Consider the following 16,146-nt stretch of genomic DNA (forward strand, 5'->3'; position numbering starts at 1 on the left):
GGTCACACCTGTTCCCATGCCGAACACAGAAGTTAAGCTCCTTAGCGCCGATGGTAGTCGGACTTACGTTCCGCAAGAGTAGGACGTTGCCAGGCAATATATATTATTATTCCACAGTAGCTCAGTGGTAGAGCTATCGGCTGTTAACCGATCGGTCGTAGGTTCGAGTCCTACCTGTGGAGCCATATGGCCCCGTGGTCAAGCGGTTAAGACACCGCCCTTTCACGGCGGTAACACGGGTTCGAGTCCCGTCGGGGTCATTGATACATATTGGAGGATTAGCTCAGCTGGGAGAGCATCTGCCTTACAAGCAGGGGGTCGGCGGTTCGAACCCGTCATCCTCCACCATTGTTAATTTAATAATACGGAGGGGTAGCGAAGTGGCTAAACGCGGCGGACTGTAAATCCGCTCCTTCGGGTTCGGCAGTTCGAATCTGCCCCCCTCCACCATTAATGGGCTATAGCCAAGCGGTAAGGCAACGGACTTTGACTCCGTCACGCGCTGGTTCGAATCCAGCTAGCCCAGCCATTAGAGCCATTAGCTCAGTTGGTAGAGCATCTGACTTTTAATCAGAGGGTCAGAGGTTCGAATCCTCTATGGCTCACTTTTAAGCATTCCTTCGGGAATGCTTTTTTTGTTTTTTAATAGAAGTTTTTTAATATTTATTATATACATTTTTTTGTTTAAAATAATAAAATGACGTTGCTATATCTAGTTATTTTGAATTAAAAATCGTTATTTTGTTTCTTTATGTAATTTACTTAAATTTACATAATTGGGGGCTTTTGTATTAGCTTGAAAGTCATATCACTTTAGATTATCCTAATATCAAACGAAAACAAAGGGGTTTTTTAAATGAATAAATTAGTAGAGATTATTGGTGCACCTTCGACTTATGGTCAAAAAAAATTGGGGGTAGATTTTGGACCGGACGCAATCCGTTATGCAGGTATTGTAGAACGAATACAAAATATTGGAATTAATGTTAAAGATTCAGGTAATATTAGTGTTCCTGCAATACATTTAGAGAAGTTCAACTCAGCTCAAAAAGGATTACGCAATTTAGATGAAATAGTTGAAGTATCTAACCAACTTAGTGAAACAGTATCACAAAGTGTTGATAATGGTAATTTTCCACTTATATTAGGTGGTGACCATTCCATAGCAATAGGCTCAATTTCTGGTATTAGTAAACACTATGAAAATTTAGGAGTGATTTGGTATGATGCACATGGTGATTTAAATGTACCTGAAGAATCACCTTCAGGTAATATACATGGGATGCCACTGCGAGTGTTGGCAGGCGAAGGGGACTCACGTTTAGTGAATATCTCTAATTATGCGACAAAAGTTAGACCAGAGAACATTGTACTGATAGGTATGAGAGATTTAGATAAGGGAGAACGTCAATATATTAAAGAAAATAATATAAAAACATATACAATGGCCGATATTGATAAACTTGGGATTAAGCACGTGATGGAGGCAACTTTAGATTACTTGAAATCTAAAACAGATGGCATTCATTTGTCATTAGATGTAGATGCCTTAGATCCTGCTGAAACACCAGGAACTGGTACAAGAGTACTAGGAGGCTTAACATATAGAGAAAGTCATTTTGCGCTAGAATTATTACATAATTCAAATTTAATCACTTCCATGGATTTAGTTGAAGTAAATCCATTGATAGATATGAATAATCACACGGCAGAACAGGCAGTTTCATTAGTAGGTAGTTTCTTTGGTGAAACATTATTATAAAACAATAAAAGGAATAATATGGGGCTAATTCCATATTATTTTTTTTAATTTTACGATAAAAATTTAATACTTAATATGACAGTTAATGTTATGATTGGTATAATATATAACATGGGAACAGATAACCGGAGGAGATGTTATGGATTTATCCAACTTTTTTGATGATTGGAGTACAGTCAAAATAATTGCTAGTGTACTCGATTTGCTCATTGTATGGTATGTACTTTATCTTCTCATTACAGTATTTAAAGGTACAAAAGCGATTCAATTGCTGAAAGGTATTGTAGTAATTGTGATCGGCCAACAAGTGAGTAAAATGTTAAACTTAACAGCGACATCTCGTTTGTTTGATTTAGTAATACAATGGGGTGTTTTAGCTTTAATCGTTATATTTCAGCCGGAAATTAGACGTGCTTTAGAACAACTGGGTAGAGGAAGTCTATTTAAACGCTATTCTACAAGTTTGAATAGTGATGAAGACAAGCTTATTTCATCTGTTTCTAAGGCTGTTCAGTATATGGCTAAACGCCGGATTGGCGCATTAATCGTATTTGAAAAAGAAACAGGATTACAAGATTATATTGAAACAGGTATAGCAATGAATTCCGAAATTTCTCAAGAATTACTGACTAATGTGTTTATACCAAATACACCTTTACATGATGGTGCTATGATCATTCAAGCGAACAAAATTGCAAGTGCTGCCAGTTATTTGCCACTGTCAGACAGTGCTAAAATAGCTAAAAGTCTGGGAACAAGACATAGGGCAGCTGTGGGCATTTCAGAAGTTTCAGATGCATTTACAGTAGTAGTATCTGAAGAAACAGGATCTATTTCAGTCACGTTTGATGGTAAATTAAGAAAAGATATATCTAATGAAGCATTTGAAGAATTATTGGCTGAACATTGGTTTGGCACACACTTTCAAGAGAAAGGTGTGAATTAATATGTTAGAAAGTAAATGGGGATTAAGATTAATCGCATTAGTTTTAGCATTAGTATTCTTCTTATCTGTCAATAACATGTTTGGTAATATCTTTAATGCTGACCAACTGGGACAAAAATCTACTGAAACACTTCAGGATGTACCAGTACAAGTTAATTATGATAGTAAATCGTTATATGCTAGCGATGTACCGAATAAAGTGGATATTGAAATATCTGGTCCACAATCTCAAGTGTTGAAAGCTGAAAACGGCGAAAATATTAAAGCTGTTCTTGATTTGAGTGGTGAGAAAGCTGGAAAACATACCACACAATTCAAGGTCAATGGTTTAAATAAAGACGTTGATTATACAGTTAAGCCAAAAGAAACAACAGTTAATCTTGAAGAAAAAGTTACTAAGAAACTTAAAGTAGAACCTGATGTGAGTGATAATGACTTAGATGCCAATTATAAAGTGAGTGACCAAAGCGTATCACCTGAAACAGTTAAAGTTACTGGTGGTAGCAAGCAAATTGATAAAATTGCATACTTAAAAGCTACGTTTAAAGATAAAGATAAAATTAGTAAAGATACTACGGATATTGCACGTATCACTGCTTTTGATAGAAAACTCAATAAAATCAAAGTATTAATACAACCAAATGAAGTTAATTTGAGCGTCAAATTGGAAGATTATAGTAAGAAAGTAAAAGTGAAAACTAAAGCAATAGGCGCCTTACCTAAAGGTAAAGAAATAGATGATATAAAATTAGATAAAGAAGAAGTAGAAATTTTCGGTAATAGAAACGACATTCAAGATATTGACGAAATTACTGCAGAAATCGATTTAGATGGAGTTACAGAATCAACTGAAAAAAATGTAGAATTTAAATTACCAGATGACGTTTCGAAAATTGAACCAAATGAAACAACAGCAAAAATTAATATTAAATAGATTTTTATAAAGGAGATATAAATCATGGCAAAATATTTTGGTACAGACGGCGTAAGGGGCGTTGCAAACAAAGAATTAACGCCAGAACTTGCGTTTAAATTAGGGCGTTTTGGAGGTTACGTGTTAGCCCATAATGAAGGTGAAAAGCACCCTAAAGTACTAGTAGGTAGAGATACTCGTGTTTCTGGTGAAATGCTTGAATCTGCGTTGATTGCTGGATTGATTTCAATCGGTGCAGAAGTTATGCGTTTAGGCGTTATATCAACACCTGGCGTAGCATATTTAACTAAAGAGATGGAAGCTGAATTAGGTGTTATGATTTCTGCTTCTCATAATCCTGTCCCAGATAACGGTATTAAATTTTTCGGTTCAGATGGTTTCAAACTATCTGATGATCAAGAAAGAGAAATTGAGCAATTATTAGATCAAGAAAATCCAGAATTACCACGACCTGTAGGTGAAGACATTGTGCATTATTCTGATTATTTTGAAGGTGCGCAGAAGTATTTAAGTTATTTAAAATCAACGATTGATGTTAACTTAGACGGTATGAAAATCGCCTTAGATGGTGCCCATGGTTCTACTTCATCTCTAGCACCGTTTTTATTTGGAGATTTAGAGGCTGATACAGTTACGGTTGGCTGTAATCCTAATGGTTATAATATTAATGATCATGTAGGATCAACACATCCAGAAACATTGTCTGAAAAAGTTGTTGAGGCTGAATGTGACTTTGGATTAGCGTTTGATGGTGATGGCGATAGAATAATCGCTATTGATGAAAATGGAGATATCGTTGACGGAGATCAAATTATGTTCATCATTGGTCAAGCAATGAGCAAGAACCAAGAATTAAATAATAATATGATCGTCTCAACCGTTATGAGTAATTTAGGATTCTACAAAGCTTTAGAAGATGAAGGTATTCAATCTAATAAAACAAAAGTAGGAGATCGTTACGTAGTTGAAGAAATGCGTAGAGGTAATTATAATTTAGGTGGAGAACAATCTGGCCATATCGTGTTAATGGATTATAACACTACAGGTGATGGTTTATTAACAGGCGTGCAGTTAGCAAGCATTATTAAAATGACTGGTAAAAGCTTGAGTCAACTTGCAAAACAAATGAAAAAATATCCTCAATCTTTAGTTAATGTGCGTGTGACTGATAAATATCGCGTAGAAGAAAATGTAGATGTTCAGGAAGTTATGACTAGAGTAGAGGTTGAAATGAACGGAGAAGGGCGTATTTTAGTTAGACCATCAGGCACGGAACCATTAGTAAGAGTTATGGTTGAAGCAGCAACTGATGAAGCAGCACAAGATTATGCCCAAACAATTGCAGATGTAGTTAAAGAGAAAATGGGGTTAAATGAATAAGTGCTATGACTTATTTGAAACTGTTAATACAGATACTAATGATAGTGTTAGTACATGTATTGACAGTTTTTTTATTAGCTATAAACCAAACGAAGTGTGTAATTCATAATATTATATTTTAAATTCATTTTGTAAAATAAGTTAGGTAGATATCTAGTAGAATCAGAAGCATAAGAAAAGTACAGAATTGAGCTATAAAGTCACTTATTTCTTGCAAATACAACCAATGTTATAAAAATTAACTAAAAAGACTAATCCATATAAATGAGGATTAGTCTATAATTTTGGATATTTAATAATACAATATCTTTTATAAAACGTTGTATTCTTTGTTAATTTCAGAAGCCAAGTGATCATCAATTTTAGCATAATCTTTTAAGAATGCTTCAACACCATAATCTTTAATATAATTATTTTTTTCAACTGTTTCTTGATCATTCGTATCATCGTATTTTAATAGTAATGCAGCTGCTTTAATTAAGGCATGATGTTTTAGATTATTTTGATAGAGATAATTTAATGGTTTAATTATTCTATCTTGAGGTCCAATTTTACGGATTGTGCCTCGACCAACACGAGTTACTTCATCTGAAAGATGAGGGTTTTTAAAGCGCTCAATAATTTTATCAACGTATTTTGCTTGTTCTGATGTTGAAAAATCAAATTGGTTCGTAATGTATTGACTGGTTTCTTTTAAAACTTCTTCCAGGTCATGTTTGATTATTTTATCATTCATTGCATCTAAAATCGTAGGTTGATTATTATATCTACCAGCGTAGGCTAAGAATGCATGACCAGTGTTTACCGTCAATAATTTTCGTTCAATATAAGGCGTTAAATTAGACACGTATTTGATATGATCTAATTCTGGACCATACCATGCATCTTTTTCTACAACCCATTCATAGAAAGGTTCCACGATGACATCTAAAATATTCTCATTGGACTGCAGAGGAACAATTCGATCAACTGCAGAATTGACAAAATGAATATGGTCATCTAATGGACCAGTGATATCTAAGATTGCCTCTTTCAATGTGTTCGTAGCCATAATGGCATTTTCACATGCTACAATATTTACCGGTGTTTCTTTTTCTTTTAAATAAGGCGCAAACGTTTTAGCTATAATTGGTAAAATATTTACACCGACTGCAGTAGTAATTAAATCAGCTTCTAATACAGCTTGTTTTAATTTAGCAGAAGGTTGTCCTGAATTGATTGCGTCAACATTGTGCACACGAGTTGTTGTTTGCGCATCGTCAGCTAGTATCACATCATATTCATGTTTTGAATCTAAAGCATCAATAATTTCAGCATTGACATCTGCAAATGTAACTTTAATATCATTATCAGCTAAAATATAACCAATAAAACCACGACCAATGTTACCCGCACCAAAATGTAATGCTTTCATTATGCGTCAGCCTCCTCAAATACTTGTTTAATTTCTTCAGCTGATGAAGCATTGATAATGCGTTCAACATTTTCTTCTTCACTAAATGTAATAGCAATTTTTGATAGTAAATCTAAATGCTCACCATCTTTACCTGCGATACCTACAACCACTTTAACTTCTTCTCCATCCCAATCAACACCATCAGGAATTTGAATTAAAGTTAACCCTGATTTTAATACACTAGTTTTCGCTTCATCAGTACCGTGGGGAATGGCCAATCCATTACCCATAAATGTTGTTACAACTTGCTCACGATCTTTCATAGCTTGAATGTAGTCTTCTGTAACTGCACCACTGGATACAAGTGCTTGTCCTGCTTTTTCAATTGCTTCGTTTTGATCTTTCACTGTTTGATTAATAAAAATATTGTCATTGCTAAATAATTCGCTCATATTATTCACTCCATGTTTAATTGATTTTGTAATGCTTTCAGATAACTTTGTTTTAGTAAATCTGATAATTGTTCTGGTTGTTGCATAAATTGATCGATATTATCGAGATGCTCACCAATTTTTCCAGATAATTCACTAATAAGTTGTGCCATGATATCATCCGGAGGTATGAACATATTTAATAAATATGTTACAGAAACTTTGTCATTTTGATTACTTTTAAGCAAAAGTGGGTTTTCTAATATAGTGACTAGGATAAATGGTTTTTTAATTAAATCACTTTTTAAGTGTGGCATAGCAATAGGATAAGGATCTAAAACAAAGCCTTGTTCATCCATGCGTTGCTTAATAAGTTCAGCGAATGACTGTTTATCTTCAATAATTTGATGTTTAAATAATTGTCTTGTTAAATACATAATCCAATCTTGAATATGTGTATAATCAATATATATCGAATCAATGACTTCTAGTCCTTTACGGATATAATCTAATTGATATTCAGGATTTGAAAAGGTTATATCAGCATCATCAAATATTTGCGTTTGTGGCTTGTCTTGTTGCATGTTTAGAAAAGCAGCTACGTGATTAATGTCTGCATCTGGTAACAATGGATTAACAGTGAGATATGGTAAGCTGATATCTAGATTAACTGTTGAAATAATAGCATCATATTGTTGAATATCAATGGAATTAAGATCACCCACAGAGGCTTGCGTTGTTTGTTGAATTTCACTAAATGTTTGTTGTAATCGTGTAGCAAGTAGACGGCTTGTACCAATCCCACTACTGCAAACGACGAGTACATTATAAAAAGATGTGGCTTGTTTTTGGATTGCACCACCGAAATGTAATACGATAAATGCAATTTCACTTTCTGGAAATTGAAAATTTGGCCATGTTTTTATTAAACCTTGATGTACACTTTCAAATAATCTTGGATATTTATGCTTAATCATTTCAGTTAAAGGATTATGCGTTTCAATATTAGCATTTAATCGATTGATTGCAGGTATTATATGCAATTTTAACCCTTCGCTTAATGTTCGCCAATCTTTAAATGTTTGTTGAGAAATCTCTGATACCATTTGAATAAGATTTTTGATGCGTTGATCATCTTTATTATTTTTAAACACTTCAGTAGTTTCTTTGCGTTTGGCCCCGCGTAAATGAATCGTGATAAAGGTTATTTCGGCTTGGTTGAACTGAACGCCGTAGATGTGCTCTAAATGTAATGCTAAAGCTGAGGCGACTTGATGTTCAAAGGTATCTTTGACATGATTATAAATATCATCATTTAAAGCTACATATTCATCTTTAAGCATTCGATCAATGCTGAGCACAATGTGTACTGTTAAAGTTAAATAGCTTGATTCTGTCAGTGAATAAGGTAGTTGTCCTAAATGATCCATAAGAATCCTCTCAACTTGGAAGATTTTATCTAAATCTACCATTGGTAACTGAGTTTGATTAATGGATTGATACACAAAGTGGTTTTCTATTACAGAATAAACACTCGTACTGTTTAAATTATTAACCATCAATTGACTTAATAACTCTCTTTTTTTTGATTCAGCACCATAAAGGTGAATACCTTCACCACGCTTTTTTTGAAGCGTTAATTGATATTGTACGAGTTCACCATCTAACTCATCTAGTAATTTAGCTAGGGTTTGCGTAGAAACACCAATTTCGTGTGCTAAACTGTATTGCTTGATTGGATCTTTAGCTTGAATAAGTGCATATAATATAATTACTTTTTGTTCTTCTTGAGACAAATCAATCGTAACTTGTTGAAGTAATTCATTTTTTAATGAATGTATCGCTGATGGACTACCAGATAACTGTAAACCTTTTTTCGTAACGCGTTCCAATTCAATATTAAAACTTTCTAAAAATGGCTCAATAGACTTTAATTCTCTATGAATAGTACGAGAGGATACAGCTAAATGTTGAGCAATGTCATAAATAGTGACATATTGACCGTGATACTTAATTAACATTTCGATAATTTCTTTTTCACGTGTACTCAAAAACATAGCCATACCCTCCAATTTATTTCTTTTTTAGTGAGTGATTAGTTTTCTTCTTTTTTAAGGTTTTCTAATAATTCATCATATCTAGGAGAATTTAAGAAGTTCTCTACTGAAATATGAATTGCATTTGGAACTTGTTTGATTGCTCTATCTGTCAATTTTTTCTGAGTAATGACAAGTTGAGCGTCACTTGGCAATTGATTAATCGCTGTATTCGTTACTTCAACGTCTTGAATGCTAGCTTTTTTGAATTTGTTACGTAACATGCTTGCGCCCATAGCACTTGATCCCATACCTGCGTCACAAGCGAAGATAACATGATTTACTTTACTGTAGTCATGTGCATCTACATTCTCTGTATCATAGTCATCTAGTAAATCATCCTCTGATTGACTATCACTATTTTTGTCAGCTGTATCTTTTGTAGTTGTTGAAGTGTTATCATCACTATTCCCTGTTAACTTAGAAGATACACTCGATTTTTTACCTTTTGATGCTTCCATTTTCTCTGTCGCTGCTTCTAAATCTTCTTCTGTTTCTTTTGTGAATTTTAAAATAATTGATGAAACAATAAATGAAACGATTGCTGCTAATAACACACCTGTAATCATGTGTAAGAATTCGCCTTTAGGGGCATTTAACATATATACGATAAATGAACCAGGTGAAGCTGGACTCTTGAACCCAAAGTCTAATAATGAATAAGTAGCAACACCAGTCATACCACCTAATATTACTGCGATGAACAATAAAGGTCTCATTAACACATAAGGGAAGTAAATTTCATGAATACCACCTAAGAAGTGGATAATCCCAGCCCCATATGAAGTAGCTTTAGCTGTCCCTTTACCAAAGATCATATAAGCAACTAAAACACCTAAACCTGGACCAGGGTTTGATTCGATTGTGTATAAAATAGATTGGCCTGCAGATGCAGCTTGATCTGCACCCAATGGTGTAAATACACCATGATTTATAGCGTTATTTAAAAATACGATCTTAGCAGGTTCAACAATAATACTTACCAATGGAAGTAAATGCGCATGTACCAATGCTTCAACAGCAACTGATAAAATATGCATGATAAATTCCATGATTGGTGCTAATATTTTAAAACCTATGATAGTCATAATAAAACCTAAAATACCAGCTGAGAAGTTATTGAATAACATTTCAAAACCTTGTGGTGTTCTTGGTTGAATGAATTCATCAGTTTTCTTCATTAACCAACCAACAAGTGGTCCCATAATCATTGCACCTAGTAACATAGGTGTTTCTGGTAATGCTACAATAACACCCATTGTTGCTACAGCTGCAATAATTCCGCCACGCATCTCGTGTATTAGGCGACCACCACTATAAGCAATTAATAATGGTATTAAATAAGTAATCATTGGTCCAGCTAATTCACCTAAATCTTTATTTGGCCACCAACCGCCATCTATAAATATTGCTGCTATAAAACCCCAAGCAATAAAAGCACCAATATTAGGCATAATCATACTACTTAAAAATGAACCAAAGGCTTGAACTTTACGACCAATTCCTTTATTTTCTTGAGCATCTGTTTGTGACATAATTTGCACCTCTTTTTCTCTGTATTTAAGTATCATTGTAGGTCTGTTTACATAAATAAACAACAAATAGTAATCTCAAATTTGTCACATATTTTTTGACAAGTTTATGACTATTAATATATGGAAGGTTTTGAATTTTTAATAATAAAAACATTTTGCAATTATTTTAAGGATGAAGTTAATAAAAAATTTGCATTTGGTCACAAATACATTGTACAATTAGTGGTATTGAAGGAAAGGAGGAAAGTTTGTCTTAAATATATCAATAAAAGCGCCTGTGCAAGTGAAGCGGTTAAATATTTAACATTTAAGATTTATAGCAGAAATCTTAATAGATATGAAATCGAAGCTTGTAGACGAGGAGGATAGTTATCGAACCATCGGCGGATGCTATCCCGGATGTGGCTCATTCGTAAACTTATTAAGGAAAACATTAGGGTGACCTAGTGCACAAAGTTAATAAGATAGCCAAATTAAATAAAAATTAAAAGTAAAGGTGAATGGGATTTCTGTGCCTATTTTTAAAATTTCTTACAAAAACGAATGTTAAGAAATTTATTTGAATTGGCCTTATATATTGAACAGGTTCCTATACGCCGAACGTTCAATACCCTTCACCATTAAATTGGAGGAGTATGTATATGTGTGGAATAGTTGGATATATCGGGCATGATAATGCCAAAGAATTGTTACTAAAAGGATTAGAAAAATTAGAATATAGAGGATATGACTCTGCTGGTGTTGCTGTTGTTAACGATGACGGCACAAATGTATTTAAATCAAAAGGACGTATTGCAGAGTTAAGAAAAGTTGCAGATAGTAAAGACGTTGATGGCAATGTAGGTATTGGTCACACACGTTGGGCAACACATGGTGTGCCAAATTATGAAAATTCACATCCACATCAATCTGCAACTAAACGTTTCACTTTAGTGCATAATGGTGTAATTGAAAACTATGAAGAGTTAAAAAATGAATATTTATCAGATGTAAAATTTCTATCTGAAACTGATACAGAAGTTATTGTTCAATTAGTTGAATACTTCTCAAATACTGGGCTTTCTACAGAAGCAGCGTTTACGAAAGTTGTATCGTTATTAGAAGGTTCTTACGCATTAGGATTAATTGATAGTCATGACCGTGACACTATGTATGTTGCAAAAAATAAATCGCCGTTATTAATTGGTGTAGGCGATGATTTTAATGTTATTGCTTCAGATGCACTTGCAATGTTACAAGTAACAAACCAATACAAAGAAATTCATGATCATGAAATTGTTATTGTTAAACGTGATGATGTAGTTATTAAAGACCAAGAAGGTACGGTACAAGACAGAGAAGCTTATACTGCACAAATTGATGCTGCTGATGCAGAAAAAGGTGTTTATGATCATTACATGTTGAAAGAAATCCATGAACAACCTGCAGTAATGCGTCGTATTATCCAGGAATATCAAGATGCTGAAGGTAATTTGAAAATGGATGCGGATATTATAAAAGATGTAGCAGATGCAGACAGAATTTACATCATCGCAGCAGGTACAAGTTATCATGCAGGATTAGTTGGTAAAGAATACTTAGAAAAATGGGCAGGCGTGCCTACAGAAGTACATGTTGCTTCAGAATTTGTATATAATATGCCATTACTTTCTGAAAAACCATTATTTATTTACATTTCACAATCAGGTGAAACAGCGGATAGTCGTGCTGTATTAGTAGAAACTAAGAAACTAGGGCACAAATCATTAACAATTACAAACGTTCCTGGTTCAACATTATCTCGTGAAGCAGATCATACTTTATTATTACATGCCGGTCCTGAAATAGCCGTTGCATCTACAAAAGCCTACACTGCACAAATTGCAGTACTTTCAATTTTGTCACAAATTGTAGCGAAAGAACACGGTAAAGAAGCCGACGTTGAGTTATTACGAGAACTCGCGAAAGTGACTACTGCTATTGAAACAATTGTGGATGATGCAGATGTAATGAAACAAATTGCTACAGATTTCTTAGAAACAACTAGAAATGCATTCTTTATTGGTCGTACAATCGACTATAATGTTAGTTTAGAAGGCGCATTGAAGCTTAAAGAAATTTCTTATATTCAAGCAGAAGGTTTTGCAGGTGGTGAACTTAAACACGGTACGATTGCTCTTATTGAAGAGGGTACTCCAGTGATTGCTTTAGCTACACAAGAAAATGTAAACCTTTCTATTCGCGGCAATGTGAAAGAAGTTGCTGCACGTGGCGCAAACCCTTGTATAATTTCTATGGATGGATCAAATAAAGAGGGCGACACATACGTTATTCCTCATGTCCATGAGTTGTTAACACCATTAGTTGCTGTTGTGGCAATGCAGTTAATTTCATATTATGCTGCACTACACAGAGATTTAGATGTGGATAAACCACGTAACTTAGCTAAGTCTGTTACAGTTGAATAAATTTATAAATAAGTTTGAGCTGGGACATTAAATTGTCTCAGCTTTTATTTTTAACTTATTGAAAGTGAAATGTTTTCAAAAGTTTAGAAAATTTAATATGCTAAGAAGAACGATTACATATAGAAATTAAAGAAAGGTAGTGTACAATAATGACAAAACCTAAAATTTATACTATGGCTTTTGGAAATGTTTATCCTCATTTAGTGAAAAAGGCCGAAAAAAAAGGTAGAACGAAAAATGAAGTGGACACGATCATTAAGTGGATGACCGACTATAGTCAATCTCAGTTGGATGAAATGGTAGAAGATGGTACTGATTATGAAACATTTATTCAACAAGCACCACGATTAAATCCACATCGAACTAAAGTGACAGGTGTTATTTGTGGGATACGTGTTGAAAATATGCAAGAATCAGTAATGAAAGAGATTAGGTATTTAGACAAGATGGTTGATGAATTAGCTAAAGGTAAGACATTGGAAAATATATTTAGACAGAATCAAAAATAAATGGCAATTTAACAAAGGGGGATATATATGCTAATTGATTTGAACAATATAGCAAGAAGAAAAGATGGAAAAGAAATTGTTCAAGGTGTGAGTTGGCAGATTAAAGAGGGAGAAAAATGGATGTTATATGGTTTGAATGGGGCAGGTAAGACGACACTATTGAATATTTTAAATGCCTATGAGCCAAATACGTCAGGTGAAATGACTTTATTTGGTATGAAGCCTGGAAACAAAGGATATTCTGCTGAAAATGTACGCCAGCAAATTGGATTTGTATCTAGTAGTTTAATGGATCGTTTTCAAGATGGTGAAATTGTTTTAGATGTAGTAATGAGTGGGATATTTAAGTCAATCGGTGTGTTTCAGGATGTACAACAACAACACATAGATTTGGCAAAACAATATTTAAAGCAAATGGGAATGACTCAATTTGAAAATCAATATTATGGTTATCTTTCTACTGGAGAGCGTCAAAAAGTGTTGATAGCAAGAGCTTTGATGGGGAGCCCTAAACTTTTAATTTTGGATGAACCAGCTTCAGGACTAGATTTTATTGCAAGAGAAGATTTATTAAGTGCACTGACACAATTGTATAAACAAAATCCTCAATTAGCAGTAATTTATGTCACGCATTTTGTAGAAGAAATCACCCAGGACATTGATTATGGTTTTTTATTGAAAAATGGACAATCTTTCAAACAAGGTCAATTATCCGAAATTCTAAATAATACAACATTAAGTCACTTCTTTAAGCGGAATGTCAGCATAACATATAACCATGGGCGCTATACATTGTTTTTAGAAGATGAAGACATTGCAGAAACATAGACAAAGTGCCATAATTTAAGACGATAACATATGATGGAGGATTTAGATTAAATGGAAAATGTTAAAGCAATATTTTTGGATATGGATGGTACAATTTTACATAAAAACAATCGTGTAGATAACGAAACGACAGAAATAATACAGACTTTAAGAAATCATGGTTATAAAGTGTTTTTAGCTACTGGAAGAGCACATGATGAGATTCATTACCTTGTACCTAAAGACTTTAAAGTGGATGGTATTATTAGTTCTAATGGTACGAACGGTGTCGTTCACAATGAAACTATTTTTAAACATAGTTTAACATTTGATACGGTAAATGAAATTGTGAAAAGAGCAAAAGCACAAGCAATTTATTATGAAGTGTTTCCTTTCGACGGCAATCGTATCATTCTTAATGAAGATCAAACGTGGGCAGAAGCTATGTTTAAACAATCAACACCACCTGAAAACGTAGGCTATAGTGAGTGGATATCCCGTAGAGAATCTATTGTTGAAAAAGTAAGTTGGGAACCAATTATCCCTGACACATCATTTTCAAAAATTTATTTATTCTCACCAGATTATGATAAGATTACTCAATTTCGAAATCAGTTAATCGATGACCAAACAGCACTTCAAATCAGTGTATCAAATTCATCGCGCTTTAACGCGGAAACAATGGCTTTTGGTATTGACAAAGGCACTGGAATTAAAGAAATGATAGACTACTTTGGCATTAAACAAGAAGAAACATTAGTCATTGGTGATAGTGATAACGACAGAGCGATGTTTGCGTTTGGTAATTATACTGTAGCGATGAAGAACGCTCGGCCAGAAATTCAAGCTTTAGCTGATGATGTCACTTCATTCACAAATGAAGAAAACGGTGCGGCATTATACTTGAAAAAACATTTACTATAAAATATACGTATAGATAAATTGATTAAAAAAGACAATTTTCTCGTTTAATAATGATTATTAAATGAGATAAAGTGTCTTTTTTTGATATGGATAATTGACTGTTCACATGCTTTAGCATAAGAATCAATTGAGAGTGTGCAAGTATAATATAAACAGTTAAGTAGTATCGTAAAAAAAGACAAGTATAAATTCAAAAGGACTAATCCTTTTGAACGTGGATTAGTCCTTTTTGAAGGTAGAACGATGGTCCTAACTGTTTCCTATTGATATTATTTTTCTTTGTTATCAATTTGATCTTTGATATCTGAAGCCTTTTCTTCAGCATTATCTTTAAACTGATCAGAAGTTTGATTAACTTTATCCGTAGCTTTCTCAGTTGTATGATTAACACTATTGCTTACTTTAGATGTTTGATTAGATTGTGTAGAAGCTTTTGATTTTTTAACTTCTGATTTATCTATTTTCTCGCCATTTTTATTGTAGTATTGAATAATTGCTAATAAGTTTGTGTAATAAACGATTAATCTAATTATAATAACGATTACTGACACAATATAGATAATAGTCGTTGCTAATGTTTGTGAAATACTACCAGTACTAATAGAAACTAATTGACTTACTGGGTTTGCTAAGATGATAACAAGTAAATTTAGCAATAATATACCTATATAGAATTTAAACCAAGTTTTATTGCCGTTTTTAATAGCTTTAAAGCCACGTTTCACAGATGACCAAGCGCCTCTACTAGGTTCCTTAACAAAAGCTAATGTATAATTGATGATTAGGATTGTAAAGAACCAATAAACAAATGACAATATAAATACTTGTAAAGTAGCGGCAATGATTTGGAATGTTAATGACCATCCAAGTGCATGATCAGAACTGCTTAACGGTCCTTGTAATGCAGTGAATAATTGTACAATGCCTAATTGTAATAGCTTACTTATTAGAATATTAAGTAATAATATAATAATAATAC

Annotated in this window: 12 protein-coding genes, 6 tRNA genes, 1 rRNA gene and 1 pseudogene; 15 read left to right on the top strand and 5 right to left on the bottom strand. The window is 33.5% G+C overall.

Translation table 11 applies throughout. The features are described 5' to 3' along the window. The 11 genes from rrf to glmM form a co-directional block, all read left to right on the top strand. Positions 1 to 95: ribosomal RNA gene (rrf, locus tag CD150_RS02795) — 5S ribosomal RNA — on the top strand; the annotation flags it as partial. 15 nt (positions 96 to 110) lie between these two features. After that, positions 111 to 185, top strand: a tRNA-Asn gene (locus CD150_RS02800). 3 nt (positions 186 to 188) lie between these two features. Beyond that, positions 189 to 260 (top strand) — tRNA-Glu (locus tag CD150_RS02805). A gap of 12 nt (positions 261 to 272) precedes the next feature. Continuing rightward, positions 273 to 348, top strand: a tRNA-Val gene (locus tag CD150_RS02810). A gap of 18 nt (positions 349 to 366) precedes the next feature. Next, positions 367 to 450: transfer RNA gene (locus CD150_RS02815), tRNA-Tyr, on the top strand. 4 nt (positions 451 to 454) lie between these two features. Then, positions 455 to 529 (top strand) — tRNA-Gln (locus CD150_RS02820). A gap of 3 nt (positions 530 to 532) precedes the next feature. Then, positions 533 to 605: transfer RNA gene (locus CD150_RS02825), tRNA-Lys, on the top strand. Positions 606 to 856: 251 nt separating this feature from the next. Continuing rightward, the gene (gene rocF / locus CD150_RS02830) at positions 857 to 1,762 is read left to right on the top strand and encodes an arginase (protein ID WP_103161329.1); all 906 of its coding nucleotides are present in this window, start codon (positions 857 to 859) and stop codon (positions 1,760 to 1,762) included. Between the two features lie 139 nt (positions 1,763 to 1,901). Beyond that, a complete protein-coding gene (gene cdaA, locus CD150_RS02835; protein ID WP_019467737.1) occupies positions 1,902 to 2,708 on the top strand; it encodes a diadenylate cyclase CdaA in 807 nt (268 codons plus the stop codon). Position 2,709: 1 nt separating this feature from the next. Beyond that, positions 2,710 to 3,642 carry a CdaR family protein gene (locus tag CD150_RS02840; RefSeq protein WP_046207708.1) on the top strand — a complete coding sequence of 311 codons (933 nt, stop codon included), beginning with the start codon at positions 2,710 to 2,712 and terminating at the stop codon, positions 3,640 to 3,642. Positions 3,643 to 3,666: 24 nt separating this feature from the next. Then, positions 3,667 to 5,022 carry a phosphoglucosamine mutase gene (gene glmM, locus CD150_RS02845; RefSeq protein ID WP_073346195.1) on the top strand — a complete coding sequence of 452 codons (1,356 nt, stop codon included), beginning with the start codon at positions 3,667 to 3,669 and terminating at the stop codon, positions 5,020 to 5,022. A 310-nt stretch (positions 5,023 to 5,332) separates the two neighbouring features. On the opposite strand, the gene CD150_RS02850 is transcribed toward glmM, so the two are convergent. Genes CD150_RS02850 through CD150_RS02865 form a run of 4 tightly spaced genes read right to left on the bottom strand, consistent with a single transcriptional unit; the run spans position 5,333 to position 10,480 of the window. Then, positions 5,333 to 6,436: a mannitol-1-phosphate 5-dehydrogenase gene (locus CD150_RS02850; protein WP_064209822.1), complete on the bottom strand. Its 1,104-nt coding sequence runs from the start codon at positions 6,434 to 6,436 to the stop codon at positions 5,333 to 5,335. Further along, a complete protein-coding gene (locus tag CD150_RS02855) occupies positions 6,436 to 6,870 on the bottom strand; it encodes a PTS mannitol transporter subunit IIA (RefSeq protein ID WP_046207711.1) in 435 nt (144 codons plus the stop codon). Before CD150_RS02855 ends, CD150_RS02850 begins: the two co-directional genes overlap by 1 nt. 5 nt (positions 6,871 to 6,875) lie before the next feature. Further along, the gene (locus tag CD150_RS02860) at positions 6,876 to 8,906 is read right to left on the bottom strand and encodes a BglG family transcription antiterminator (RefSeq protein WP_073346186.1); all 2,031 of its coding nucleotides are present in this window, start codon (positions 8,904 to 8,906) and stop codon (positions 6,876 to 6,878) included. Between the two features lie 38 nt (positions 8,907 to 8,944). After that, complete coding sequence (locus CD150_RS02865; protein ID WP_073346182.1) at positions 8,945 to 10,480, bottom strand: PTS mannitol transporter subunit IIBC; 1,536 nt, start codon at positions 10,478 to 10,480, stop codon at positions 8,945 to 8,947. A gap of 641 nt (positions 10,481 to 11,121) precedes the next feature. Here CD150_RS02865 and glmS point away from each other — a divergent pair. The 4 genes from glmS to CD150_RS02890 all read left to right on the top strand — a co-directional run bounded on the left by glmS (position 11,122) and on the right by CD150_RS02890 (position 15,167). After that, positions 11,122 to 12,927, top strand: coding sequence for a glutamine--fructose-6-phosphate transaminase (isomerizing) (gene glmS, locus CD150_RS02875; RefSeq protein WP_073346178.1), 1,806 nt, complete (start codon positions 11,122 to 11,124; stop codon positions 12,925 to 12,927). A 149-nt stretch (positions 12,928 to 13,076) separates the two neighbouring features. Next, positions 13,077 to 13,436 carry a DUF2200 domain-containing protein gene (locus tag CD150_RS02880; RefSeq protein ID WP_073346173.1) on the top strand — a complete coding sequence of 120 codons (360 nt, stop codon included), beginning with the start codon at positions 13,077 to 13,079 and terminating at the stop codon, positions 13,434 to 13,436. A 27-nt stretch (positions 13,437 to 13,463) separates the two neighbouring features. Then, the gene (locus tag CD150_RS02885) at positions 13,464 to 14,264 is read left to right on the top strand and encodes an ABC transporter ATP-binding protein (protein WP_046207717.1); all 801 of its coding nucleotides are present in this window, start codon (positions 13,464 to 13,466) and stop codon (positions 14,262 to 14,264) included. 51 nt (positions 14,265 to 14,315) lie between these two features. Next, a complete protein-coding gene (locus CD150_RS02890; protein ID WP_103161330.1) occupies positions 14,316 to 15,167 on the top strand; it encodes an HAD family hydrolase in 852 nt (283 codons plus the stop codon). Between the two features lie 269 nt (positions 15,168 to 15,436). Here CD150_RS02890 and CD150_RS02895 read toward each other — a convergent pair. Then, a pseudogene (locus CD150_RS02895) lies at positions 15,437 to 16,146 on the bottom strand (hypothetical protein); the annotation flags it as partial.

Source organism: Staphylococcus ureilyticus (genome assembly GCF_002902235.1).
GTDB classification, from domain to species: Bacteria; Bacillota; Bacilli; order Staphylococcales; family Staphylococcaceae; genus Staphylococcus; species Staphylococcus ureilyticus.